We start from the raw sequence: 23,561 nt of genomic DNA on the forward strand, positions 1-23,561 counted from the left end.
CGTCAGGCCTCCCGGCCCCGCCGTCCGCGCCACCCGCGCACCGCGAGCACCACCGCGACCACGGCGACCACCGCCACGAGCAGCGCCCAGTCCGGCACCGAACGGCCCACCGAGGCCACCCGCTCCTCCACCGCGAACGAGTCGTCCACCGACAGCAGCCCGGGCAGGGCCGTCGTGCCGTCGAAGAGCAGGAAGACCGCGCCGAGCACCACGAAGAACAACCCCGACAGCAGCGAGGTCGTGTGCAGCTCGAACCGGCCGGCCCGGACCGTACGGCCCCGCAGCCACCGCCGCCGGCCCAGTTCGTACCGCTCCCAGAGCAGCGCCAGCAGGAACAGCGGCACCGCCATGCCCAGCGCGTACACCGCGAGCAGCAGGCCGCCGTACGCCGGGCTGCCGCTCAGCGCCGCCACCGTCAGGACACTGCCGAGGATCGGGCCCGCGCAGAAGCCGGCGAGGCCGTAGACCAGGCCGAGGGCGTAGACGGAGACCGCCGTCGTGGGGCGGATCCGGCCGCTGACCTCGGCGATCCTGCGTGAGGCGAAGCCCATGCCGAGGATCTGGAGGACGCCGAGCGCGATGATCGTCCAGCCTCCGACGGCCACCAGCAGGTCCCGGTGGCCGTAGAAGAGCCGCCCGGCGAACGAGCCGGCCGCGCCGAGCGGGACGAGCGTGGTCGCGAGACCGGCGTAGAAGATGCCCGTACGGGCGAGCAGCCGGCTCGTCGAGTCGATGGAGTACGCGAAGAAGGCCGGGAGCAGCAGGGCGCTGCACGGGCTGAGGAGGGCGAGGAGGCCGCCGAGGAAGGCGGCCAGATAGCCGATGTCGGAGGTCATCGGCCGGCCTCGGACGGCTTCGCCGACTTCCCCGCCTTCGCCGTCTTCGCCGTCTTCGCCGCCGCCTCGATCGCCTCCACGAACGTCTCCATCGGCTGCGCGCCGGCGATCGGCCGCCCGTTGACCAGGAACGACGGGGTGGAGGTGGCGCCCAGCGAGTAGCCCTGCTCCTGGTCCTTGCTCACCGCCGCACGGGCCGCCGCGCCGTCCGTGTCCTTGGCGAACCGCGCGAGGTCGGGGACCCCGGCCTCCTTCGCGAGCGCGTCGAGCCGGTCCTTGCCGAAGCCCTTCTCCTTGGCGCCCTCGGCGTACGCGGCCTTGTGGAACTCCCAGAACCGGCCCTGCTGCCCCGCCGCCCACGACGCCCGGGCAGCGGCATCGGACTCCTCGCCGAAGATCGGGAAGTTCCGCCACTCGATACGCAGGGTGCCGTTGTCGACGTACTTCTTCATCAGCTCGGGCTCGGTGTCCCGGGCGAACTTCCCGCAGTAGCCGCACTTGAAGTCGGCGTACTCGATGAGCACCACGGGCGCGTCGGCCCGGCCCAGGGCGAGCTTGTCGGCGGCGTCGCGGCGGGCGTAGGCCTCCAGCTCGGGGTAGACGGGCCCACCGGGCTCCGCGGAGACCTCGGCGGCGGCCGAGGAACCGGACGAGCCGCCGGAGTCGGGCGCACCCGCGGTGAACGAGACGACCCCGGCAAGCACGGCGGCCAGGGCAACCCCGGAGATGATCATGATCGGCTTGGACTTGGACATGCGGAAACGCTCCTGAACAGGGAGAAGAGGGTGGACGACACGCGGACGGCCAGTCCTCTAGACGCGCAGGATCGACAGCTCCACAGGTGACGGAGGTACGAGCTCCGGCGGCTCCGGCCCCGGGAGCAGCTCACGTATGTCCTGGTCACAGCCCCAGGCCCCGGTCCCGGCGGCCCGTTCCCCGGCCAGCACGGGCAGCAGCTCGCCGAAGCCGCTCGGACGCGGCGGGGTGGCCGGCCGGGCGGCACCGTCGAGGCTCGTGCCCTGGCCGCAGCCGGGCGAGGCGCTCCCCGCGACCACCACGGGAGACGGCTCCGCCGCCACCGCCGCCGTACCTCCGCCGCAGCCCAGCAGCCCGAGGACCACGCCCACCAGCGCGGCGAGCGCCGCGAGCGCGCGGGCGGTGGGGGCGGTGCGGGACATGGGGCGGGGGACCTCTCGGCTCGACGTGCCCGAAATATTACGTGTCGCCCCACGGCCACCCCACGGGTCGCCCCACCCGTCGCACCGCAGGGAAATCGGTTCGCCCGTTCTCCGCCCGGGGTGCGATCCTGGATTCCGTATGTCTACTTCCTTCGCCGCCCTCCAGTCCGTCCTGGCCGAGGTCTCGCTGCGGGACGCCCACCGGCTCGGCCGCCGCCTCGAGGGCGCCCGCCGCATCCGCAAGCCCGAGGCCCGTGAGGCCGTCCTGGACGAGATCGCCGCCGAGGCCGGCAAGGCCAAGGAGCGCGTCGACGGCCGGGCCGCCCGCATGCCCGCGGTCACGTACCCCGAGCAGCTGCCCGTCTCGCAGAAGAAGGACGAGATCCTGGAGGCGATACGCGACCACCAGGTCGTGATCGTCGCCGGTGAGACGGGATCCGGAAAGACCACGCAGATCCCCAAGATCTGTATGGAGCTCGGCCGGGGCGTCCGGGGCATGATCGGCCACACCCAGCCCCGCCGGATCGCGGCCCGCACGGTCGCCGAGCGGGTCGCCGAGGAGCTGAAGACCCCGCTGGGCGAGGCCGTCGGCTGGAAGGTCCGCTTCACCGACCAGGTGAACCCCGACGCGACCTTCGTGAAGCTGATGACGGACGGCATCCTGCTCGCCGAGATCCAGACGGACCGCGAGCTGCGCGCCTACGACACGATCATCATCGACGAGGCCCACGAGCGGTCCCTCAACATCGACTTCCTGCTCGGCTATCTGGCCCAGCTGCTGCCCAAGCGCCCCGACCTCAAGGTCGTCATCACCTCCGCGACCATCGACCCCGAGCGCTTCTCCCGCCACTTCGGCGACGCGCCGATCGTCGAGGTCAGCGGCCGTACGTACCCGGTCGAGGTGCGCTACCGCCCGCTCCTGGAGGAGGACTCGGAGGAGGCCGACCGCGACCAGATCACCGCGATCTGCGACGCCGTCGACGAGCTGCAGGCCGAGGGCCCCGGCGACATCCTCGTCTTCCTCTCCGGCGAGCGGGAGATCCGCGACACCGCGGACGCGCTGCTGAAGAAGCAGCTCCGCAACACCGAGGTACTCCCCCTCTACGCCCGGCTCTCCCACGCCGAGCAGCACCGCGTCTTCCAGGCCCACACCGGCCGCCGGATCGTCCTCGCCACGAACGTGGCCGAGACCTCGCTGACCGTCCCGGGCATCAAGTACGTGATCGACCCGGGCACGGCCCGCATCTCCCGCTACTCCCACCGGACCAAGGTCCAGCGGCTGCCGATCGAGGCGGTCAGCCAGGCCAGCGCCAACCAGCGCAAGGGCCGCTGCGGCCGTACGTCCGACGGCATCTGCGTCCGGCTGTACTCCGAGGACGACTTCCTCTCCCGCCCGGAGTTCACGGACGCCGAGATCCTGCGGACCAACCTGGCGTCCGTCATCCTCCAGATGACCGCGGCCGGCCTCGGCGAGATCGAGAAGTTCCCCTTCATCGACCCGCCGGACCACCGCAACATCCGCGACGGCGTGCAGCTCCTCCAGGAGCTGGGCGCGATCGACACGACGGAGAAGTCCCCCGGCGAGGGGAAGAAGGGGCAGCGGCTCACGCAGGCGGGCCGCAAGCTCTCCCAGCTGCCCGTCGACCCCCGCCTGGCCCGCATGGTCCTGGAGGCCGACAAGAACGGCTGCGTACGCGAGGTCATGGTGATCGCCGCCGCGCTCTCCATCCAGGACCCGCGCGAGCGCCCCGCCGAGAAGCAGGCCCAGGCCGACCAGCAGCACGCCCGCTTCAAGGACGAGACGAGCGACTTCCTCGCCTTCCTCAACCTCTGGCGGTACATCCGCGAGCAGCAGAAGGAGCGCGGTTCCAGCTCCTTCCGCCGGATGTGCAAGGCGGAGTACCTGAACTTCCTGCGCATCCGCGAGTGGCAGGACATCTACGCCCAGCTGCGGACGGTCGCCAAGCAGATGGGCATCCACCTCAACGAGGAGGACGCCCCCGAGCAGTCCGTCCACACCTCGCTCCTCGCCGGTCTGCTCTCGCACATCGGCATGAAGGACGTGAAGGAGGGCGCGAAGAACGAGTACCTCGGCGCCCGGAGCGCCAAGTTCGCGGTCTTCCCGGGCTCCGCGCTCTTCAAGAAGCCCCCGCGCTTCATCATGTCCGCCGAGCTGGTGGAGACCTCGCGGCTGTGGGCGCGGGTCAACGCGCGGATCGAGCCCGAGTGGATCGAGCCGCTCGCCCAGCACCTGATCAAGAAGACGTACAGCGAGCCGCACTGGGAGAAGGACCAGGCGGCCGTGATGGCGATCGAGAAGGTCACCCTCTACGGCGTGCCGATCGTCACCGACCGCAAGGTGAACTACGGGCGGATCGACCCCGAGGCCTCCCGCGACCTGTTCATCCGCAACGCGCTCGTCGAGGGCGACTGGCGCACGCACCACAAGTTCTTCGCCGACAACCGCAAGCTCCTCACCGAGGTCGAGGAGCTGGAGCACCGCGCCAGGCGGCGGGACATCCTGGTCGACGACGAGACGCTCTTCGACTTCTACGACAAGCGTGTCCCCGAACACGTGGTGTCCGGAGCGCACTTCGACTCGTGGTGGAAGCACAAGCGGCACGAGGAGCCGGAGTTCCTCGACTTCGAGCGCGAGATGCTCATCAACGAGAAGGCCGCCGGGGTCACCAAGGCCGACTATCCGGACTCCTGGCGGCAGGGGCCGCTGAAGTTCCGGGTGACGTACCAGTTCGAGCCGGGCGCGGACGCCGACGGCGTGACCGTCCACATCCCGCTCCAGGTGCTCAACCAGGTCACGGACGAGGGCTTCGACTGGCAGATCCCGGGCCTGCGCGAGGAGATCGTCACCGAGCTCATCCGCTCGCTCCCGAAGCCGATCCGCCGCAACTACGTGCCGGCGCCGAACTTCGCGGCCCGCTTCCTTGACTCGGCCGTCCCCCTCCAGGAGCCGCTGCCGGTGACGCTCGCCCGCGAGCTGCACCGGATGGTCGGCGTCCCGGTCTCCCCGGACGACTTCGACCTGTCCCGGATCGCCGACCACCTGAAGATCACCTTCCGGATCGTCGACGAGCGGCGCCGCAAGCTGGCCGAGGACAAGGACCTGGAGGCGCTGAAGCTGAAGCTGCGCCCCAAGGCCCGCCAGGCCCTCTCCAAGGCCGCCGCGGCCGCCACGAGCGGCCCTGACGGCTCCGGGCAGTCCCTGGAGCGCACGGGGCTCACCGACTGGACCATCGGCACGCTCACGAAGGTCTTCGAGACCCTCCCCCAAGCTCTCAGCTCCGTTCGAGCAGGAGGGACCCCCATGCCGGCCAACCGGGTCAAGGCGTACCCGGCGCTCGTGGACGCGGGCGACACCGTCTCCGTACGGCTCTTCGACACGGAGGCCGAGCAGGAGCGGGCGATGTGGCAGGGGACGCGGAAGCTGATCCTCCTGAACATCCCGGTGAACCCGGCGAAGTTCGCCTCGGACAAGCTCACCAACCAGCAGAAGCTGGCCCTCTCCAGGAACCCGCACGGCTCGATCCAGGCGCTCTTCGACGACTGCGCGACCGCCGCGGCGGACAAGCTGATCGCCGACCACGGCGGCCCGGTCTGGGACGAGGAGTCCTTCCGGAAGCTGTACGACAAGGTCCGCGCCGACCTCGTGGACACCACCATGCGGACCGTGGACCAGGTCCAGCAGATCCTGGCCGCCTGGCAGGCCTGCGAGCGCCGGCTGAAGGCGACGAACAGCCCGGCGCTCATCAACAACCTGGCGGACGTGCGCAAGCAGCTCGCCTGGCTGATGCCCGCCGGCTTCGTCACCAGGACGGGGCTGAGGCGGCTGCCGGACCTGATGCGCTACCTGGTGGCCGTGGACCGCCGGCTCCAGCAGATGCCGACCGGCGTGCAGCGGGACACCACCCGCATGGAGAAGGTCCACGAGATGCTCGACGAGTACGCCTGGCTGCTCGAACAGCTCCCGCAGGGACGCCCGGTGCCGAAGGAGGTCACCGACATCCGCTGGATGATCGAGGAGCTCCGGGTCAGCTACTTCGCCCACGCCCTGGGCACGGCGCACCCGGTCTCCGACAAGCGGATCGTGAAGGCGATCGACGCGGCCGCGCCGTAGTCGGGGCAGGCCCCCAGGGGGTGTCGCCTTGCGCCGGTTCGACCAGACCCTCTGACCTGCTGTACAGTCTTCTTCGCAGCCCCCGCTGAGGGCTGCGAAGCAAGGTCCTGTGGAGCAGTTGGTTAGCTCGCCACCCTGTCAAGGTGGAGGTCGCGGGTTCAAGTCCCGTCAGGATCGCTTTCCGAGAAGACCCGCACCGAACGGTGCGGGTCTTCTTCGTTTCCGCCCGGTGTATTGACGGCGTCGCCCGGACCCCGGTACCCCAGACATCAGGGAAATGGGGGCCCGGACCGGAGGTGGTCACGCATGGCCGCGGCGTCGGCAGCGAGGCACGAGATACGGGCGCTGCTGCGCGCCCATCTGGCGGCCGCGTCCCGCCACGGACACCTCACCCGCCACTGCTCGGTCTGCCACCGCCTCCAGCGGCTCGCCATGGAGCTGGACCGGGCCGGCGAGGAGACCGAGGACGAAAGTCCCACCGGCCCATGACCAACGGCTCGTTGGCGACCACCCCGGCAGTGGCAGGCTGTACTTGGACAGTGCTTCGCCGCGCTTTGGCAAGTCCTCGCCAGTGTGACGGGAGTCACCGAAAACGTTTCACACACCCCCGCGCTTACACCCTCCCTACATGAGCCCCATTTAATATGTGCAATTGCACCGCACTTCAGGGGCTGGGAGCCGGCACAAAAAAGATCGCGCTGGACCCGGCGGAGTCCAGCGCGATCGATGACGAAGAGCCTGTTGGGGCAGGCGCCTGGTCGGCAGAGCTTGGGTGGGCGGTCCAGGTTGGGGGACCCGGAATTGCCCGGTGCTACAGGGTGTTGCGCGTACCTCAGGCCTCGCTGCGCTGCTGCGGAATGCCCGCGAGCAGGGCGCGGACCTCAGCCTCGCGGTAGCGGCGGTGTCCACCCAGCGTGCGGATGGACGTGAGCTTTCCTGCCTTGGCCCAACGGGTCACCGTCTTCGGGTCCACACGGAACATCGTGGCAACCTCGGCGGGGGTCAGCAGCGGCTCGGCATCAGGGGTGCGAGCGGTCATGAGCGGCCTCCTCGGGAGAACCGAACCATCTCGGTTCTTTCCTCTAAATTCTGCACCTTGGCCCGCGTTGCCCGAAATGGCAGAAGCGGGCCGAGTCGGTTATAGGACGAACGGCTTGTCCTCGGCACTACAACTACACCATCCGTCCAGCCACGTCGGCCAAACCGATGGAATTGCCCTCGCAGGTGTTCATCAGCGGCGGAAGTCGATGGACCATGCCATAACGGACAGTCACGCCACTGTGACGATCAGTCACAGAGCGATCAGGAGTCCTCAGACCCCCCATAGAGTGCAATGCTGAGCGTTCCGCCCATAGTTGGACGGAAGGAACCCTCCCCGGACTCCTTGTCCTATTTTGGCACGAGGGAGGGTGAAGGACGCAAGGGCGCAGTAAGTGCTGTCCGTCACGCTTGAGCCAAAGGCCCGGATCGGGACCTACGTCCCAACACTTTCCCCACCTACGTCCCGACGTCCACCCACCAACGTCCCGCCGGACACACAAGCCGCTTAATGATCATTTACATCAGGCCGGCATGTCCTGTCGATGGTCAGTTGGCGAACTGCAGGTTTCGGATCTCCCGCCAGCGCTCCGCGAGCCGCCCGTACGCCTCGCTCGCGGCCTCCCCGTCCCCGTCCCTGAGCGCCGCGATCCCCTCGGCCGCGTCGGCCGCCGACCGGTCCGCCGCCAGCCGCTCCGCCGACATCGCGTGCACCAGGCCGCCGTAGTCCAGCTCCACCAGGGAGCGCGGATGGAACTCCTCCAGCCACCGGCCCACCTCGACCAGGCCCTCGGTCATCGGGCCCTCGTCGATCGCCTCCCGCAGCGCCCGCAGCGCCCGCGCGAGGCGCCGCCGCGCCTGCACCATCGGCGTCCGGTAGCGCATGACCGGCGCCACACCCCGCGCCCGGTCCCCGGGCACGTACTCCCGCTCCTCGTCCGAGAAGAGCGTGAACCAGCGCACCGGCACCTGCCAGACCGCCGTACGGATCCACGGCCGGGCGTCCGGGTTCCGCTCCCGCCAGCGCTCGTGGTCCGCCGCCACCTGGGCGCGCACCACCGGCGGCAGCATCGCGTCGAGCACCGGCGCCGGCAGCGGCGGCCGCCCCGGCTCGGCGTCCCGCGGCCGCCCCAGCTCCTCCACGGCCAGCAGGGCCCGCATCCGGGTCCGCCACGGGCAGACCACCACCACCCCGTCGACCTCGGCGACGAACGCGTCCGAGCTCTCCTCGACCGGCACCGGGACCGGCGGCGTCGGCAGCAAGTCCGCCAACGACCGACGCAGTTCGTCCTGGGCCGTCGGCGTCCGGTCTCTTCGGGCGTACCGCGCCCAGTGCCCGCGCTCCGGCTCGGGGAAGGCCCCCAGAGGCTCGTAGATGCGCAGATAGGAGGCGTACGGAACGAGGACCCTGGAGGCGACCGACATGTCGCGATCCTTCCACGGAGGTACTCCGGGAGGGGGTGATCCTGCGCACTGGGGCGGATCTACGCCCGCGTAGGACTTACCCTTCTGCCGAACCGGTCCCGCCACCACCCGCATGGAGGGGCCGGCGTAACCGCCGCTTCGTACTTGGGAGTCACCACCGTGACCGATGTGACCGGCGTTCCTGCTGCTGACGTACTGCACACTCTGTTCCACTCGGAGCAGGGTGGCCACGAGCAAGTCGTGCTCTGCCAGGACCGCGCCTCCGGCCTCAAGGCCGTCATCGCCCTCCACTCCACCGCCCTGGGCCCCGCCCTCGGCGGCACCCGGTTCTACCCCTACGCCACCGAGGCCGAGGCCGTCGCCGACGCGCTGAACCTCGCCCGGGGCATGTCGTACAAGAACGCCATGGCCGGCCTCGACCACGGCGGCGGCAAGGCCGTGATCATCGGCGACCCCGAGAAGATCAAGAGCGAGGAGCTGCTGCTCGCCTACGGCCGCATGGTCGCCTCCCTCGGCGGCCGCTACGTGACGGCCTGCGACGTCGGCACCTACGTCGCCGACATGGACGTCGTGGCCCGCACCAACCAGTGGACCACCGGCCGCTCCCCCGATAACGGCGGCGCCGGCGACTCCTCCGTCCTCACCGCCTTCGGCGTCTTCCAGGGCATGCGCGCCTCCGCCCAGACCCTCTGGGGCGACCCCACGCTCCGCGACCGCAAGGTCGGCGTCGCGGGCGTCGGCAAGGTCGGCCACTACCTCGTCGAGCACCTCCTGGAGGACGGCGCCGAGGTGTACATCACGGACGTGCGCGAGGAGTCGGTGCGCCGGATCACCGACAAGCACCCCCAGGTCAAGGTCGTCGCGGACACCGACGCCCTGATCCGCGTCGAGGGCCTGGAGATCTACGCCCCGTGCGCGCTGGGCGGCGCCCTGAACGACGAGACCGTGCCGGTCCTCACCGCGAAGATCGTCTGCGGTGCGGCCAACAACCAGCTCGCCCACCCGGGTGTCGAGAAGGACCTCGCCGACCGCGGGATCCTCTACGCGCCCGACTACGTGGTCAACGCCGGTGGCGTGATCCAGGTCGCCGACGAGCTGCACGGCTTCGACTTCGACCGGTGCAAGGCGAAGGCCACGAAGATCTTCGACACCACCCTGGAGATCTTCGCGCGTGCGAAGTCGGACGGCATCCCGCCGGCCGCGGCCGCCGACCGGATCGCCGAGCAGCGGATGGCGGACGCCCGCCGCGGCTGATCGGTGGCCGATTCTTGACGGGGCCGGTCCGCCGGACCCGACCGGGGACCCTGCGGGGCTCGGAGGGGTGAACCTTGTAGGTTCACCCCAATCGAGAGATGACTCACCCCGGTCGGCGGGTCGGCCCTCAAGAAGAGGTTAAAATCGCGATTGACCAGCGAGGACAGGGCTCCTCGAAGGTTCTGTACCGAGGCATGTGATGCGTGCGGCGTACCGTATGGCCACGGAAGCAGGTACCGTTGAAGCCCTACGGACCGGTCTCTCCTCCGAGAGCCCGTTCCGACTCATGAACGCGTGTCAAGACTCTGGGGCCGTCGAGCCCCGTCACCGAGGGGGTCGAGCCATGGGGCGCGGCCGGGCAAAGGCCAAGCAGACGAAGGTCGCCCGCCAGCTGAAGTACAGCAGCGGCGGGACTGACCTGTCGCGTCTGGCCAACGAGCTGGGCGCTTCGACTTCGAGCCAGCCGCCGAATGGCGAGCCGTTCGAGGACGACGACGAGGAAGACGACCCGTACGCGCAGTACGCGGATCTCTACAACACGGACGACGAGGACGAGGACGACGAGTCCGGTCCCGACGCGTCGTCCCGGCGTCGCGCTTGACCTCTTAAAAAGAGCGCTGAACAACACCGAACCCGGTCCGGATCACCCGGACCGGGTTTCTGTGCGTCTCCGTGCGGATCCGCGAGGTGTGCGCGGGACGGTGGGTGGGGCGGTGCCCACCCACCGTGCCGGATCAGACCGCGTAGTCGCCGACCAGCTCCGCGCCCGTCGTGTGGTCGCCGCGCTCGGTGATCTCACCCGCGACCCAGGCCCCGACACCCCGGTCCTCCAGGGTGGCCAGGGCGACCTCCACGGACTCGGCCGGGACGACGGCCATCATGCCGACGCCCATGTTCAGGGTCTTCTCCAGCTCGAGGCGCTCGACCTGTCCGGCCTTGCCGACGAGGTCGAAGATCGCGCCCGGCGCCCAGGTCGAACGGTCGACCACGGCGTGCAGCCCGTCCGGGATCACCCGCGCCAGGTTGGCGACCAGGCCGCCGCCCGTGATGTGGCTGAAAGCGTGCACCTCGGCCGTCCGGGTGAGCGCCAGGCAGTCCAGCGAGTAGATCTTCGTCGGCTCCAGGAGCTCCTCGCCCAGGGTCCGGCCGAGCTCCTCGACACGCTGGTCGAGGCTCATGCCGGCCCGGTCGAAGAGGACGTGGCGGACGAGCGAGTACCCGTTGGAGTGAAGGCCTGAGGACTCCATCGCGATGACGGCGTCACCCGTACGGATGCGATCGGGGCCGAGGAGACGGTCCGCCTCCACCACGCCCGTACCGGCGCCTGCGACGTCGAAGTCGTCCGGGCCGAGCAGGCCGGGGTGCTCGGCGGTCTCGCCGCCGACGAGGGCGGTGCCGGCGAGGACACAGCCCTCGGCGATGCCCTTGACGATCGCGGCGACCCGCTCGGGGTGGACCTTGCCGACGCAGATGTAGTCGGTCATGAAGAGCGGCTCGGCACCGCAGACGACGATGTCGTCCATGACCATCGCGACCAGGTCGTGGCCGATGGTGTCGTAGACGCCCATCTGGCGGGCGATGTCGACCTTCGTGCCGACGCCGTCGGTGGCGGAGGCGAGCAGCGGACGCTCGTAGCGCTTGAGCGCGGAGGCGTCGAAGAGGCCGGCGAAGCCGCCGAGGCCACCGAGGACCTCGGGGCGCTGGGTCTTCTTCACCCACTGCTTCATGAGCTCGACGGCGCGATCACCCGCCTCGATGTCGACGCCCGCGGAAGCGTAGGAGGCACCGGTGGTCTCAGGCATGGCTGGGAACTTTCGTGTCGGTACGACGGGGGTGTTACGGGCGGCGCAGCGCGTCGGCGGCGGCCGTGGCGGCCGGACCGGCGGCGAGTTCGGTCTCCAGGAGCTGCTTGCCGAGCAGCTCGGGGTCCGGGAGCTCCATCGGGTACTCCCCGTCGAAGCAGGCCCGGCAGAGGTTCGGCTTGGCGATGGTGGTCGCCTCGATCATCCCGTCGAGGGAGATGTACGAGAGCGAGTCCGCGCCGAGCGAGGTGCCGATCTCCTCGACGGACATGCCGTTGGCGATCAGCTCCGCGCGGGTCGCGAAGTCGATGCCGAAGAAGCACGGCCACTTCACGGGCGGGGAGGAGATCCGGATGTGGACCTCGGCGGCGCCCGCCTCGCGGAGCATCCGGACGAGCGCGCGCTGGGTGTTGCCGCGGACGATCGAGTCGTCGACGACCACCAGGCGCTTGCCCTTGATGACTTCCTTGAGCGGGTTCAGCTTCAGCCGGATACCCAGCTGGCGAATGGTCTGCGAGGGCTGGATGAAGGTGCGGCCCACGTAGGCGTTCTTCACCAGACCGGCGCCGAACGGGATGCCGGAGGCCTCTGCGTATCCGATCGCGGCCGGCGTGCCGGACTCCGGCGTCGCTATGACCAGATCGGCCTCGACGGGTGCCTCCTTGGCGAGGCGACGGCCCATCTCGACGCGAGAGAGGTAGACGTTGCGGCCGGCGATGTCGGTGTCCGGGCGGGCCAGGTACACGTACTCGAAGACACAGCCCTTGGGCTTCGCTTCCGCGAATCGCGAGGTACGGATGCCGTTCTCGTCGATCGCGATCATCTCGCCCGGCTCGACCTCGCGGACGTAGCTGGCGCCGCAGATGTCGAGGGCGGCGGACTCGGAGGCGACGACCCAGCCGCGCTCGAGACGGCCGAGGACCAGCGGGCGGATGCCCTGCGGGTCGCGGGCCGCGTAGAGCGTGTGCTCGTCCATGAAGACGAGGGAGAAGGCACCCCGGACCTCGGGGAGGATCTTCGCGGCGCCCTGCTCGATGGTGAGCGGCTTGCCGTCCTCGTCGACCTGCGCGGCGAGCAGCGCCGTGAGCAGGTCGGTGTCGTTGGTGGCCGCGACGCGGGTCGTGCGGCCTTCCTGCTTGGGCAGGTCGGCGACCATCTCGGCGAGCTGGGCCGTGTTCACCAGGTTGCCGTTGTGGCCGAGCGCGATGGAGCCGTGGGCGGTCGCCCTGAACGTCGGCTGCGCGTTCTCCCACACGGAGGCACCGGTGGTCGAGTAGCGGGCGTGACCGACCGCGATATGACCCTGGAGCGAACCGAGAGAGGTCTCGTCGAAGACCTGGGACACCAGTCCCATGTCCTTGAAGACGAGGATCTGGGAGCCGTTGCTGACCGCGATACCCGCGGATTCCTGGCCCCGATGCTGGAGGGCGTAGAGCCCGAAGTACGTGAGCTTTGCGACCTCTTCACCCGGAGCCCAGACACCGAAGACGCCGCAAGCGTCCTGGGGGCCCTTCTCACCGGGAAGCAGATCGTGATTGAGTCGACCGTCACCACGTGGCACGTTCCCGAGTGTAGGGGAGGTCGACCACTGGTCCGAATTGGGGAATTCGACGGGGTCCCCGATTGGTGTGATCGCACGAGCTGATCAACAAGGCTGGGCGGAGCTACCCACGAGGGCCTCGGTGGCCAAGGGGCAGAAGGGCTCCGAGGGGCCGGCGACGGGGACCGCGACACGCGCTACCGACGGGTAGCCGCGAGCCCGGGAGGCTCCGGGTGTGACGGAGTTCGCAACGGGAGGGCGTCCGGCGGGTGCCGGAACGGCGTCGGGACGGGGTACGCAGACGCCTCCGCCTGGGGCGAAGACACGGCGGCGACACGGCAACCGCGGAAGGCACGGCCCGCGAGCCGCCCCGCGAGCCGCGCGACAGGCGCGCCCGGCCGGTGGCGGCTGCGCAAGGCCCGGCGACCTTCGGTCAGGCCCGGGTCGTTCCTGAGACGGGCGTCCCAGGGAGCGGGACGGGCGTTGACAGCGGTCGGCCGGTTCGGCCAGGCTCCAGCCCCATGCAGCCTCTGCGTGACCGCTCGGTCACCCTCGTGGCGCGCCGACACGTCGACCTGGTCCGTGTCGCCGGCGCGCTCTGTCGCTGCGCCTAGGGGCGGAAAGCCCTAGGCCCCTTCGTTCGGATCTCGTCGGGCCGGGCTCACGGCTCCCGGCACCACGCCCTGATCCGGCCTGATCCAGGCGGAACGGCCCCCACCCCCCTCAGCACTCCGCGCCGCCCAGCCACGCCCCCGTCCGGGTCGGGCCGCGCCGCCACGCGCCCTCGCGCGCCCGCACTCCCTTCACGCGTACCGCACCTTCCAAGGAGCCTCCATGCCCACGCCCAAGACACCCCTGTCCCGACGCGCCCTCGGCGGCGCCGCCGTCGGGGCGGCCGCGGTCGGCGCGCTCGGCGCCAGAACCGGAACCGCGCAGGCCGGGACCGCGCAGGCCCCGGCCGCCGAGGAACGGGAGTTCCGTGCCGCGGCCGGGCGGCGCTCCCGGCGGCCGAACATCCTGTTCATCCTCGGCGACGACCTCGGCTGGGCCGACCTCTCCTCGTACGGCTCCCCCCACATCCGCACCCCCCACCTCGACCGGCTCGCCCGCCAGGGCGTCCGCTTCACCGACGCCTACTCCGGCTCCGCGACCTGCTCCCCGACCCGGTTCTCCCTCTACACGGGCCGCTTCCCCGGCCGTACGAAGGGCGGGCTCGCCGAGCCGATCGCCGACAAGTCCGTCGGCCTGGAGCCCACCCACCCCACGCTCGCCTCGCGGCTGCGCGAGACCGGCTACGCCACCGCGCTGATCGGCAAGTGGCACTGCGGCTACCTGCCCGACTACTCCCCCACCCGGTCCGGCTGGGACGAGTTCTTCGGCAACTTCGGCGGAGCCCTGGAGTACTACTCCAAGCTCGGCCTCGGCGGCGAGTACGACCTCTACGAGGGCGACGCCCAGTACAAGGACCTGCGCTACTACACCCGGATCCTGACCGAGCGGGCGAGCGAGTACGTCTCCCGGGACCATGACCGCCCCTGGCTGCTCAACCTGAACTTCACCACCCCGCACTGGCCCTGGATCGCCGACGGCGACGAGGAGGCGAGCGCCGAGATCGTGCGGCGGATCAAGGCCGGCGACCGGAGCGCGCTCTGGCACCAGGACGGCGGGTCCATAGCCAAGTACAAGGAGATGGTCGAGGATCTCGACCGCTCGATCGGCAAGGTCCTCACCGCCCTGAAGCGGTCCGGGCAGGAGGAGGACACCCTCGTCTTCTTCGCCAGCGACAACGGCGGTGAGCGCTTCTCCTACAACTGGCCGCTGGCCGGCAACAAGGGCTCGCTCCAGGAGGGCGGCATCCGCGTCCCGTCGATCCTGCGCTGGCCGGCCCGGATCGACGGCGGCCAGGTCAGCCACCTGCCCGTGTACAGCCCCGACTGGACGGCGACCCTCCTCGAACTGGGCGGCGCCCGCCCCCACCCGGCGTACCCGCTGGACGGGACGAGCCTCGCCGGGTACCTGCTGCGCGGCGAGCGGGTCCGCGAGCGGGACCTGTTCTGGCGGGTGCGGGGCGAGCGGGCGCTGCGCCGCGGGGAGTGGAAGTACTACCGCGGCAAGAGCGGCCGTGACCAGCTGTTCCACCTCGCCGAGGACGTCCGCGAGCAGGCGGACCGGGCCCCGATCGAGCGGGAGCGGCTGGCCGAGCTGCGGGCGGCGTGGGAACGGACGGACGCGGGACTGCTCCCGTACCCGGGCTAACCCTTCTTCGGGGCCGTCGTCGCCGAGAAGCCCTCGCCGTCGGCGCCCGTGAGGGTCAGCGAGCGGTGACCGAGCTCGTACGAGAGCGATCCGTCGAGCAGCTCGTACAGCTTCGTCTCCAGCTGCATCTGCGGGCCCGTGCAGATCATGCGCGTGGTCGCGACCGGTCCGGTGACCGTGAGGGTGTCGGGGGTGACCTTCGCGGTGGCCGTGAACCGGTTGCAGCCCAGGTTGCCGCGGACCCGGCCGTCCTTGTCGATGACGAACGTGGCCTTGCCCTCGCTGCCCTGGGGCAGCGAGGTGGCCGTCTCGCCGGAGAGCAGGGAGTCCACGGTCCAGGTCGTGCCGGTCAGCGGGGCCGGCGGTTCGGAGGTCAGCGCGACGGTGTTCCTGCCGTCGGGCGAGGTGAGGGTGAGCCGGTCGCCGTCGAGCTTGGCCTTCATCGAACCCGTGAGCACCTTCTGGAGCACCGCCTCGAAGGCTCCGCGCTCACCGGAGCACGCCATCTCGGTGCCCAGGCCCTGCTTCACGGTGACCGTGTCCCCCTGGACCGACACCTCGGCGCCGAAGCCGTTGCAGCCGCTGTTGCCCGACGCCTTGCCGTCCTTGGTGATCTCGATGTGGGCGCCGTCGGGCGCCCGGCTCTCCTCGCCCGCCGTCGTCACGGTCTCGAACTTCCAGTGGACTCCGGTGACGGGCACGTCGGGGGCGACGGTTCCGGCACCGGCGCCCGAGCCGGGATCGGAGCCGGACTTCTGGGTGCCGCACGCCGAGAGCACGACGAGCGAGGCCAGGACGGCTGCGGCTGCGGTGGTGCGTGTCTTCAGCATGGGGATGGGACGGGCGAACGGTACGGACGGTTCCGTACGGCTCCGGGGAGTGCCCCACGAGTCTCCGGGGAACCTCCGTGGAGTCAGCCCATCAGCGGCAGCAGGCCGCCGAGGTCCGCCCGTTCCCCGCTCGCGCCGACGCGCGCCGCGTCCAGTTCCTCGGCCCACCGCGCGCGGCCGGTCGCGAGCCGGAGCCAGGTCAGCGGGTCGGTCTCCACGACGTTGGGCGGAGTGCCCCGGGTGTGCCGGGGGCCCTCCACGCACTGGACGACCGCGAAGGGCGGGATCCGCACCTCGACCGCGCCGCCGGGCGCCTTGACCGCGAGCGCGTCGGCGAGCAGCCGTGTGCAGGTGGCCAGGGCATGCCGGTCGATCGGCACGTCCAGGCCGGTCGCCGCGTTCAGGTCGTCGGTGTGGACGACGAGTTCGACGGCACGGGTGACGAGGAAGTCCGCGAGCCGCATCGCGCCGAAGCGCATCGGGACGAGCCGCTCGTCGGGGACTCCGGCGACGGACTCCTCGTACAGCGCGGCCGTCCGCGCGAACAGGCCCGGCAGGTCGGCCGAGTCGATCGCCCGGGTGTCCTCGTCGATCCGCGCGGCGGCCGTCGCGGTCGCCGGGGGCCAGTCGAGCAGCGTGAGTTCCGGCCCGGTCGGCTCGGGCTCGCCCAGCGCGCGGGCGACGGCGCCGACCGCCATCGTCATGTGTGCCGCCAGGTCCCGTACGGTCCACTGCCCCAGCCGCGTCGGCCCGTCGAGCTGCTCGGGCGTGAGCGCCTCCACCGCCGTCCGCACGTTCCCGAACTGGGCGAGCACGGCGGCCCGGGTCTTGGCGGAGTCGTAGCTGCGGGTGCGTTTCCTGGCCGGTGGCATGGGGGCGAGCGTAGTCTCCGCCGGTGCCGTGTGGCACGGCCCCAGGCCCCGGCGGAGACTGGAAGAGGGCTTCCGAGAGGGGCGAAAAGGACCATGGCCGAACACCCTGACGTGACGCTCGTACGCGCGGGCTACGAGGCGTTCAACCGAGGAGACATGGAAGCGCTGGCCGGCATGATGACGGCCGACTGCACGCACCACGTGCCCGGCAGCAGCCAGATTTCGGGGCACTTCAAGGGCCGCGACGCCATCTTCGGCATGTACGCCAAGTGCATGGAGCTCACCCACAACACGTTCACCGCCGAGATGCTGGGTATGTACCCGGACGGCCGGGGCCATGTGATGGCGGTCCACAAGTGGCACGGAGACCGCGGCGACCGGGGCATCGAGATGAAGGGCGGCCTCTTCTTCACCATCATGGGCGGCAAGGTCACCGACATCGACGAGTGCGTCGAGGACATCGACGAGGCCGACGCCTTCTGGGGTCAGGAGGCCTAGGCCCAGGAGACCGCCGAGCGGACCGCAGGGGCCGCCTCGAACGTCTCGCCGTTCCTCGGCACGCCCACGCCCCGCCAGGTGAACGGGACGCCCCGCGCCGTGTCCAGGTCGGGGCCGTCCATCAACTGGAAGTGCACGTGCGGTTCCGTGGAGTTGCCGGAGTTGCCGCACCGGGCGAGTTCCTGTCCCGCGCGCACCCGGTCGCCCGCGCGGACGGCGAGCGAGCCGCGCCGGAGGTGCGCGTACATCGCGTACGTACCGTCGCCTAGGTCGAGGACCAGGTGGTTGCCGGTGACGCGGCGGGGCCCGGCGAGGGCGCGGGCGGCCGACTCGATCAGCAGGAGATATGCCAGGGCGGGCAGCGAGTTGCGGCTGAGGTGGTCCCGCTGGCGGTCCTCGGCGTGCACGACGGTCGCGTCGGCGACCGCGAACAGCGGGGCGCCGAAGGCGGGGAACTCCTCGCTCCGGCGGACCACGGGCCAGAGGCGGGCGAACGCAGGCCGCGGCCGCTCCTCGTCCTCCTCGACGATGTCGATGGCGTAGGTCTGTCCGTACTGGTGCGTGCCGTGGCTGGGCGTGCGGTCCGCGGGGCTGTTCAGCGCCGACCAGCGGCCCGTGACGGGCGGGTCCACCTCGACGGCGGGGCGCTCGTCGGCGTTCGGCCGGCGGGCGGTCCCGGCGAGCGTGACGCCGACCGCCATGGCGGCGAGCGCGGGCAGCCAGCCCATCCAGTACGGGTAGGGCGGCTCGACGAAGACCGAGGCGAGCGCCTGGACGGCGAACACCAGCCAGAGCAGCCGGTGGACGACCAGCGCGAGTTTCCGTGCGGACATGAACGTTCCCCCTGAACGCTGAAGATCGACGTTACGGACGGGCCGCGGTGAGGACCACCAGGAGCGGGACGACCCGCGCCGCCGGCACCTCGTAGCGGCCCCGGCCGGTGGTGTGGAGCCAGCCCGCGCCGGTCAGTTGGCGCAGGTGGTGGTAGATCTGGCCGGTCGTGCCGATCTCCGCGAGTTCCGCCAGTTCGGCGGCGGTGCGCCGGCCGCCGAGGATCTCCCGCAGCAGCCGCAGCCGTACGGGATGACCGAGCGCGGCGAAGGAGTCGGCGGCCTCGGCCCAGTCCTCGTCGAGCAGCCGCTCGGTGAAGGCGCCGAACTGCCACTCGTACCGCTCCTCGGTCGGCAGCCGGACCGCGCCCGTGAACAGCACCGCGCCGGCCTCGCCCGGTGCGCCCGCCCCGGCGATCTCCGCCTTGAGCCCCTCCAGGGCCCAGAAGGTCCCGTCGGTGATCTCGGGCGCGGGACGTTCCGCGCCCTCAAGCGCCGTCATACGGCGTTCCAGCTCGGCGACCCGCTCTTCCAGCTCCATGCTGTTGAGATTACGTAATTACGTAATCTCGCGCAAGCGCCACAAGAGGAGAACGAAAGAGCCCCCGCCCGGACCCGAAGGTCCGGACGGGGGCTCCCCCGTCGCGTGCGTCCGTCAGGCCAGCAGGCCCGGGATCGTCGCCTCGTGCGCGGTGCGCAGCTCGCTCAGCGCGATGCTGAACTCGCCCTGCACATCGACCTCTTCGCCGTCCACGACACCGATCCGCGTCGCCGGGAGACCCCGGGCGCCGCACATGTCGGTGAAGCGGAGCTCCTCGCTGCGCGGGACGGCGACGACCGCACGGCCGGCCGACTCGCTGAAGAGGAACGTGAAGGCGTCCAGGCCCTCCGGGACGACCAGGCGCGCGCCGTTGCCGCCGCGCAGGCAGGACTCGACGACCGCCTGCACCAGACCGCCGTCGGACAGGTCGTGCGCCGCGTCGATCATGCCGTCGCGGGAGGCCGAGATCAGGATCTCGCCGAGCAGCTTCTCCCGGTCGAGGTCCACGGCCGGCGGCAGACCGCCGAGGTGCTGGTGGATCACCTCGGACCAGGCAGAGCCGCCGAACTCCTCACGCGTGTCGCCGAGCAGGTAGAGGAGCTGGCCCTCTTCCGCGAAGGCGATCGGCGTGCGGCGGTTGACGTCGTCGATCACACCGAGCACGGCCACGACCGGCGTCGGGTGGATGGCGACCTCGCCCGTCTGGTTGTACAGCGAGACGTTGCCGCCGGTCACCGGGGTGCCCAGCTGCAGGCAGCCGTCCGCGAGACCACGGGTGGCCTCGGCGAACTGCCACATCACGGCCGGGTCCTCGGGAGAACCGAAGTTCAGGCAGTTGGAGATCGCCAGCGGCTTGGCGCCGGAGGCGGCCACGTTGCGGTACGACTCCGCGAGCGCGAGCTGCGCGCCCGCGTACGGGTCGAGCTTCGCGTACCGGCCGTTGCCGTCGGTGGCCATGGCCACGCCGAGGTTGGTCTCCTCGTCGATGCGGACCATGCCCGCGTCCTCGGGCTGCGCGAGCACGGTGTTGCCCTGCACGAACCGGTCGTACTGGTCCGTGATCCAGGACTTCGACGCCTGGTTCGGGGAGGAGACCAGCTTCAGGACCTGGTCCTTCAGCTCCTCGCCGTTCTGCGGCCGGGGCAGCTTGCCGGCGTCGTCGGCCTGGAGCGCGTCCTGCCACTCCGGGCGGGCGAACGGCCGGTGGTAGACCGGGCCCTCGTGGGCGACCGTGCGCGGCGGCACGTCCACGATCTGCTCGCCGTGCCAGAAGATCTCCAGACGCTCGCCGTCGGTCACCTCACCGATGACGACCGCGATGACGTCCCACTTCTCGCAGATCTCCAGGAAGCGGTCGACGTGCTGCGGCTCGACGATCGCGCACATGCGCTCCTGCGACTCGCTCATGAGGATCTCCTCGGGCGAGAGCGTCGCGTCGCGCAGGTGGACCCGGTCGAGGTCGACCCGCATGCCGCCGGAGCCGGCCGAGGCCAGCTCGGAGGTCGCGCAGGAGAGTCCGGCGCCACCCAGGTCCTGGATGCCCGCGACCAGCTTCTCCTTGAAGATCTCCAGGGTGCACTCGATGAGGAGCTTCTCCTGGAACGGGTCGCCGACCTGGACCGCCGGGCGCTTCGTCGGCTTGCTGTCGTCGAAGGTCTCGGACGCGAGGACCGAGACGCCGCCGATGCCGTCGCCGCCGGTGCGGGCGCCGTAGAGGATCACCTTGTTGCCGGGGCCCGAGGCCTTGGCGAGGTGGATGTCCTCGTGCTTCATGACCCCGATGCAGCCGGCGTTGACCAGCGGGTTGCCCTGGTAGCACTCGTCGAAGACGACCTCGCCGCCGATGTTCGCCAGGCCCAGGCAGTTGCCGTAGCCGCCGATGCCCGCGACGACACCGGGCAGCACGCGCTTGGTGTCGGGGTGGTCGGCCGCGCCGAAGCGCAGCGGGTCCACGACCGCGACCGGGCGGGCGCCCATGGCGAGGATGTCGCGGACGATGCCGCCGACGCCGGTGGCCGCGCCCTGGTAGGGCTCGATGTACGAGGGGTGGTTGTGCGACTCGACCTTGAAGGTGACCGCGTACCCCTGGCCGACGTCCACGACGCCCGCGTTCTCGCCGATGCCGACGAGCATGGCGTCGTTCTCGGGGACCTTCTCGCCGAACTGCTTCAGATGGACCTTGCTGCTCTTGTACGAGCAGTGCTCGGACCACATGACCGAGTACATGGCCAGCTCGGCACCCGTGGGACGGCGGCCGAGGATCTCGCGGATGCGCGCGTACTCGTCCTCCTTGAGGCCGAGCTCCTTCCAGGGCTGCTCGCTGTCCGGGGTCTCGGTGGCGTGCTTGACGGTGTCGAGGCTCATCAGGCGTTGACCAGCTTCTTGAGGATCGAGGTGAAGAAACCGAGGCCGTCGGTACGGCCCGTACCGATCAGCGGCTCGACGGCGTGCTCGGGGTGCGGCATGAGGCCGACCACGTTGCCCGCGGCGTTGGTGATGCCCGCGATGTCGCGGAGCGAGCCGTTGGGGTTCATGTCCAGGTAGCGGAAGGCCACCCGCCCCTCGGCCTCCAGCTCGTCGAGCACGCGCTCGTCGGCGACGTAGCGGCCGTCCATGTTCTTGAGCGGGACCTGGATCTCCTGGCCCTGCTCGTAGTCGGACGTCCACGCGGTGCCCGCGTTCTCCACCCGCAGCTTCTGGTCGCGGCAGATGAAGTGCAGGTGGTTGTTGCGCAGCATCGCGCCCGGCAACAGATGGGCCTCGGTGAGGATCTGGAAGCCGTTGCAGATGCCGAGGACGGGCATGCCCGCCTTCGCCTGCTCGATGAGCGGCTCCATGACCGGCGAGAAGCGGGAGATGGCTCCGGCCCGCAGATAGTCGCCGTAGGAGAAGCCACCGGCCAGGACCACGGCGTCGACCTGCTTGAGGTCCTTGTCGCGGTGCCAGAGCGAGACGGGCTCGGCGCCCGCCAGTCGGACGGCGCGCAGCGCGTCCTGGTCGTCGAGCGTTCCGGGGAACGTGACGACGCCGATGCGTGCGGTCACGACGAGGCCCCGGCGGTCTCCGTGGACTCGACCTTGACGGTGAAGTCCTCGATCACGGTGTTGGCGAGGAAGGTTTCGGCCATCTCATGGATGCGGGCGAGGGCGGCCTCGTCGACCGGTCCCTCCACCTCGAGCTCGAAGCGCTTTCCCTGACGGACGTCGGCGATGCCCTCGAATCCGAGGCGGGGCAGTGCACGCTGCACCGCCTGCCCCTGGGGGTCGAGGATCTCCGGCTTGAGCATGACGTCGACTACGACGCGTGCCACTGGCACTCCCGGTGGTGTGTTGCGTGGGCGGTTCCCTCAGCGTACCTGCCTCCAAATTCTACGCGGGTAGAGAACTGGAGGACCCTACAAAGCCTCCCGAAGATCTCCGAAGATCCCCACGGAAAATTCAAGTGAAATATTGCACGGGCCATTGCGGGGAGACACGCTGATGCAATTGGCTGGGCTTCCCGATGTGAGGCCAACCGCTGTACAAAGGAATACAGAGGAAAGCAGCATTGGCCCGGGGTAGCCGTAAAGCCGGTGTCGCCGCACGTCAGAGGCGTTGCTCACGCCAAGACGATCACGGCGCTCCGCAGGAAAGGACCGATATCCGTGGCGCAGCGAGTAGTGGTCACTCTCTTCGACGACATCGACGGCGGAGAAGCGGCGGAAACGGTCGCGTTCGGCCTGGACGGGAAGACGTACGAGATCGACCTGAATCCCGCCAATGCAAAGAAACTGCGCAAGGCGCTGGCGCCCTACCTCGCGGCCGGCCGGAAGCTGACCGGCAAGGCCGCCGCCGCCCGCGCCGGCGGCGCGCCCGCCCCCGTGGCTTCGTACAAGCACACCGCCCTCGCCCCCGATCCTGCGGCGGTCCGCGCCTGGGCCCAGTCCAACAAGATGGACGTGCCCGCCCGCGGCCGCATCCCGAAGCGGGTCTACGAGGCGTTCCGCGAGGCCAGTTGAGCCCGCGACCCGGTCCGCCCCGGCCGCGCGCCGGGAACCGAGTTGCGCTCCACCCCCGCTGATCGGCTAGAGTCTGGATCACGCCGAGGGGCGAGGCCGCAGGGCCGAACCTCACGCAGCGTGCGGGTGTAGTTCAGTAGTAGAACATCCCCCTTCCAGGGGGAAGGCGCAGTGTGCAATTCCTGTCACCCGCTCTGCATCGCATTACCGAGCACTCCGGTGCATCAGGTACAGTGGTGCTCGCACCGCCCAGTGAGAGCTGAGCGGCAGCAATGCGGACGTGGCTCAGTTGGTAGAGCATCACCTTGCCAAGGTGAGGGTCGCGAGTTCGAATCTCGTCGTCCGCTCGTTGATCGAAGGCCCGGTTCTCAGGAACCGGGCCTTCGTCGTGTTCTCCGCACGATCCCTCCACGATCCCGCGTACGACACACGATCCCTCCCCTGACACACGATCGCGCCCCCTGACATTTGTCATGCGCAGTGATGACAGCGTGCACTGCCGAGCGGCCCGCCCCGCCCCGAACCTTGAACC

At 70.3% G+C, this 23,561-nt stretch carries 22 protein-coding genes and 3 tRNA genes; 11 read left to right on the plus strand and 14 right to left on the minus strand.

Annotated features, from left to right (window positions below):
* Positions 1-2: 2 nt before the first annotated feature.
* From ACF09C_RS08680 to ACF09C_RS08690, 3 genes are read right to left on the minus strand one after another with little or no spacing between them, the layout of a single operon-like run.
* Positions 3-836: a cytochrome c biogenesis CcdA family protein gene (locus ACF09C_RS08680; protein ID WP_392090364.1), complete on the minus strand. Its 834-nt coding sequence runs from the start codon at positions 834-836 to the stop codon at positions 3-5.
* Positions 833-1,591: a DsbA family protein gene (locus ACF09C_RS08685; RefSeq protein ID WP_392090367.1), complete on the minus strand. Its 759-nt coding sequence runs from the start codon at positions 1,589-1,591 to the stop codon at positions 833-835. Before ACF09C_RS08685 ends, ACF09C_RS08680 begins: the two co-directional genes overlap by 4 nt.
* Positions 1,592-1,648: 57 nt before the next feature.
* Positions 1,649-2,014: a hypothetical protein gene (locus ACF09C_RS08690; RefSeq protein WP_392090369.1), complete on the minus strand. Its 366-nt coding sequence runs from the start codon at positions 2,012-2,014 to the stop codon at positions 1,649-1,651.
* Positions 2,015-2,153: 139 nt separating this feature from the next.
* Between ACF09C_RS08690 and hrpA the strand changes: the two genes are divergently transcribed.
* The 3 genes from hrpA to ACF09C_RS08705 all read left to right on the plus strand — a co-directional run bounded on the left by hrpA (position 2,154) and on the right by ACF09C_RS08705 (position 6,635).
* A complete protein-coding gene (gene hrpA, locus ACF09C_RS08695) occupies positions 2,154-6,146 on the plus strand; it encodes an ATP-dependent RNA helicase HrpA (protein WP_392090372.1) in 3,993 nt (1,330 codons plus the stop codon).
* Positions 6,147-6,249: 103 nt separating this feature from the next.
* Positions 6,250-6,323 (plus strand) — tRNA-Asp (locus tag ACF09C_RS08700).
* 129 nt (positions 6,324-6,452) lie between these two features.
* On the plus strand, positions 6,453-6,635 hold the full coding sequence (locus tag ACF09C_RS08705; RefSeq protein WP_392090374.1) for a DUF6274 family protein: 183 nt from the start codon (positions 6,453-6,455) through the stop codon (positions 6,633-6,635).
* Positions 6,636-6,978: 343 nt separating this feature from the next.
* Here the strand turns inward: ACF09C_RS08705 and bldC are convergent, their stop codons facing one another.
* Both bldC and ACF09C_RS08715 read right to left on the minus strand, forming a co-directional pair.
* The gene (bldC, locus tag ACF09C_RS08710) at positions 6,979-7,185 is read right to left on the minus strand and encodes a developmental transcriptional regulator BldC (RefSeq protein ID WP_003949541.1); all 207 of its coding nucleotides are present in this window, start codon (positions 7,183-7,185) and stop codon (positions 6,979-6,981) included.
* Between the two features lie 548 nt (positions 7,186-7,733).
* A complete protein-coding gene (locus tag ACF09C_RS08715; RefSeq protein ID WP_392090377.1) occupies positions 7,734-8,609 on the minus strand; it encodes a hypothetical protein in 876 nt (291 codons plus the stop codon).
* A gap of 159 nt (positions 8,610-8,768) precedes the next feature.
* Here ACF09C_RS08715 and ACF09C_RS08720 point away from each other — a divergent pair, with 159 nt between their 5' ends.
* Complete coding sequence (locus ACF09C_RS08720; RefSeq protein WP_392090380.1) at positions 8,769-9,863, plus strand: Leu/Phe/Val dehydrogenase; 1,095 nt, start codon at positions 8,769-8,771, stop codon at positions 9,861-9,863.
* 343 nt (positions 9,864-10,206) lie between these two features.
* Positions 10,207-10,464: a DUF3073 domain-containing protein gene (locus ACF09C_RS08725; protein ID WP_260230816.1), complete on the plus strand. Its 258-nt coding sequence runs from the start codon at positions 10,207-10,209 to the stop codon at positions 10,462-10,464.
* 133 nt (positions 10,465-10,597) lie between these two features.
* On the opposite strand, the gene purM is transcribed toward ACF09C_RS08725, so the two are convergent.
* Both purM and purF read right to left on the minus strand, forming a co-directional pair.
* A complete protein-coding gene (gene purM / locus ACF09C_RS08730) occupies positions 10,598-11,665 on the minus strand; it encodes a phosphoribosylformylglycinamidine cyclo-ligase (protein ID WP_392090382.1) in 1,068 nt (355 codons plus the stop codon).
* A 34-nt stretch (positions 11,666-11,699) separates the two neighbouring features.
* A complete protein-coding gene (gene purF, locus ACF09C_RS08735; protein WP_362426274.1) occupies positions 11,700-13,226 on the minus strand; it encodes an amidophosphoribosyltransferase in 1,527 nt (508 codons plus the stop codon).
* Positions 13,227-13,726: 500 nt separating this feature from the next.
* Here purF and ACF09C_RS08740 point away from each other — a divergent pair, with 500 nt between their 5' ends.
* Both ACF09C_RS08740 and ACF09C_RS08745 read left to right on the plus strand, forming a co-directional pair.
* On the plus strand, positions 13,727-13,819 hold the full coding sequence (locus ACF09C_RS08740) for a putative leader peptide (RefSeq protein ID WP_361849886.1): 93 nt from the start codon (positions 13,727-13,729) through the stop codon (positions 13,817-13,819).
* A gap of 220 nt (positions 13,820-14,039) precedes the next feature.
* Positions 14,040-15,461 carry a sulfatase-like hydrolase/transferase gene (locus ACF09C_RS08745; RefSeq protein ID WP_392090386.1) on the plus strand — a complete coding sequence of 474 codons (1,422 nt, stop codon included), beginning with the start codon at positions 14,040-14,042 and terminating at the stop codon, positions 15,459-15,461.
* On the opposite strand, the gene ACF09C_RS08750 is transcribed toward ACF09C_RS08745, so the two are convergent.
* Together ACF09C_RS08750 and ACF09C_RS08755 are read right to left on the minus strand one after the other, a co-directional pair.
* Positions 15,458-16,291 (minus strand): META domain-containing protein, encoded by an 834-nt coding sequence (locus ACF09C_RS08750; protein ID WP_392090388.1) that lies wholly within the window; start codon positions 16,289-16,291, stop codon positions 15,458-15,460. The two genes, ACF09C_RS08745 and ACF09C_RS08750, sit on opposite strands and share 4 nt — an antisense overlap.
* 83 nt (positions 16,292-16,374) lie before the next feature.
* Positions 16,375-17,163 carry a sterol carrier family protein gene (locus ACF09C_RS08755; protein WP_392090391.1) on the minus strand — a complete coding sequence of 263 codons (789 nt, stop codon included), beginning with the start codon at positions 17,161-17,163 and terminating at the stop codon, positions 16,375-16,377.
* 93 nt (positions 17,164-17,256) lie between these two features.
* On the opposite strand from ACF09C_RS08755, the gene ACF09C_RS08760 reads away from it, so the two are divergent.
* On the plus strand, positions 17,257-17,661 hold the full coding sequence (locus ACF09C_RS08760; RefSeq protein WP_392090394.1) for a nuclear transport factor 2 family protein: 405 nt from the start codon (positions 17,257-17,259) through the stop codon (positions 17,659-17,661).
* Here the strand turns inward: ACF09C_RS08760 and ACF09C_RS08765 are convergent.
* From ACF09C_RS08765 to purS, 5 genes are all read right to left on the minus strand, one after another.
* A complete protein-coding gene (locus ACF09C_RS08765) occupies positions 17,658-18,494 on the minus strand; it encodes a M23 family metallopeptidase (RefSeq protein WP_392090396.1) in 837 nt (278 codons plus the stop codon). The two genes, ACF09C_RS08760 and ACF09C_RS08765, sit on opposite strands and share 4 nt — an antisense overlap.
* A gap of 31 nt (positions 18,495-18,525) precedes the next feature.
* Entirely contained in the window at positions 18,526-19,032 is a 507-nt protein-coding gene (locus ACF09C_RS08770) for an ArsR/SmtB family transcription factor (protein ID WP_392090399.1), read from the minus strand.
* Between the two features lie 114 nt (positions 19,033-19,146).
* On the minus strand, positions 19,147-21,396 hold the full coding sequence (gene purL, locus ACF09C_RS08775; RefSeq protein ID WP_392090401.1) for a phosphoribosylformylglycinamidine synthase subunit PurL: 2,250 nt from the start codon (positions 21,394-21,396) through the stop codon (positions 19,147-19,149).
* On the minus strand, positions 21,396-22,076 hold the full coding sequence (gene purQ / locus ACF09C_RS08780; RefSeq protein ID WP_392090404.1) for a phosphoribosylformylglycinamidine synthase subunit PurQ: 681 nt from the start codon (positions 22,074-22,076) through the stop codon (positions 21,396-21,398). Before purQ ends, purL begins: the two co-directional genes overlap by 1 nt.
* A complete protein-coding gene (gene purS, locus ACF09C_RS08785) occupies positions 22,073-22,342 on the minus strand; it encodes a phosphoribosylformylglycinamidine synthase subunit PurS (RefSeq protein ID WP_260230829.1) in 270 nt (89 codons plus the stop codon). The genes purQ and purS overlap by 4 nt, the downstream gene beginning before the upstream one ends.
* A 333-nt stretch (positions 22,343-22,675) precedes the next feature.
* Here purS and ACF09C_RS08790 point away from each other — a divergent pair, with 333 nt between their 5' ends.
* The 3 genes from ACF09C_RS08790 (at position 22,676) to ACF09C_RS08800 (ending at position 23,376) form a co-directional block, all read left to right on the plus strand.
* Positions 22,676-23,029 (plus strand): Lsr2 family protein, encoded by a 354-nt coding sequence (locus ACF09C_RS08790; protein WP_392090407.1) that lies wholly within the window; start codon positions 22,676-22,678, stop codon positions 23,027-23,029.
* 122 nt (positions 23,030-23,151) lie between these two features.
* Positions 23,152-23,223: transfer RNA gene (locus tag ACF09C_RS08795), tRNA-Gly, on the plus strand.
* An 80-nt stretch (positions 23,224-23,303) separates the two neighbouring features.
* Positions 23,304-23,376 (plus strand) — tRNA-Gly (locus ACF09C_RS08800).
* Positions 23,377-23,561: the final 185 nt, after the last annotated feature.

The organism is Streptomyces sp. NPDC014870, from assembly GCF_043081505.1.
Classification (GTDB): Bacteria; Actinomycetota; Actinomycetes; order Streptomycetales; family Streptomycetaceae; genus Streptomyces.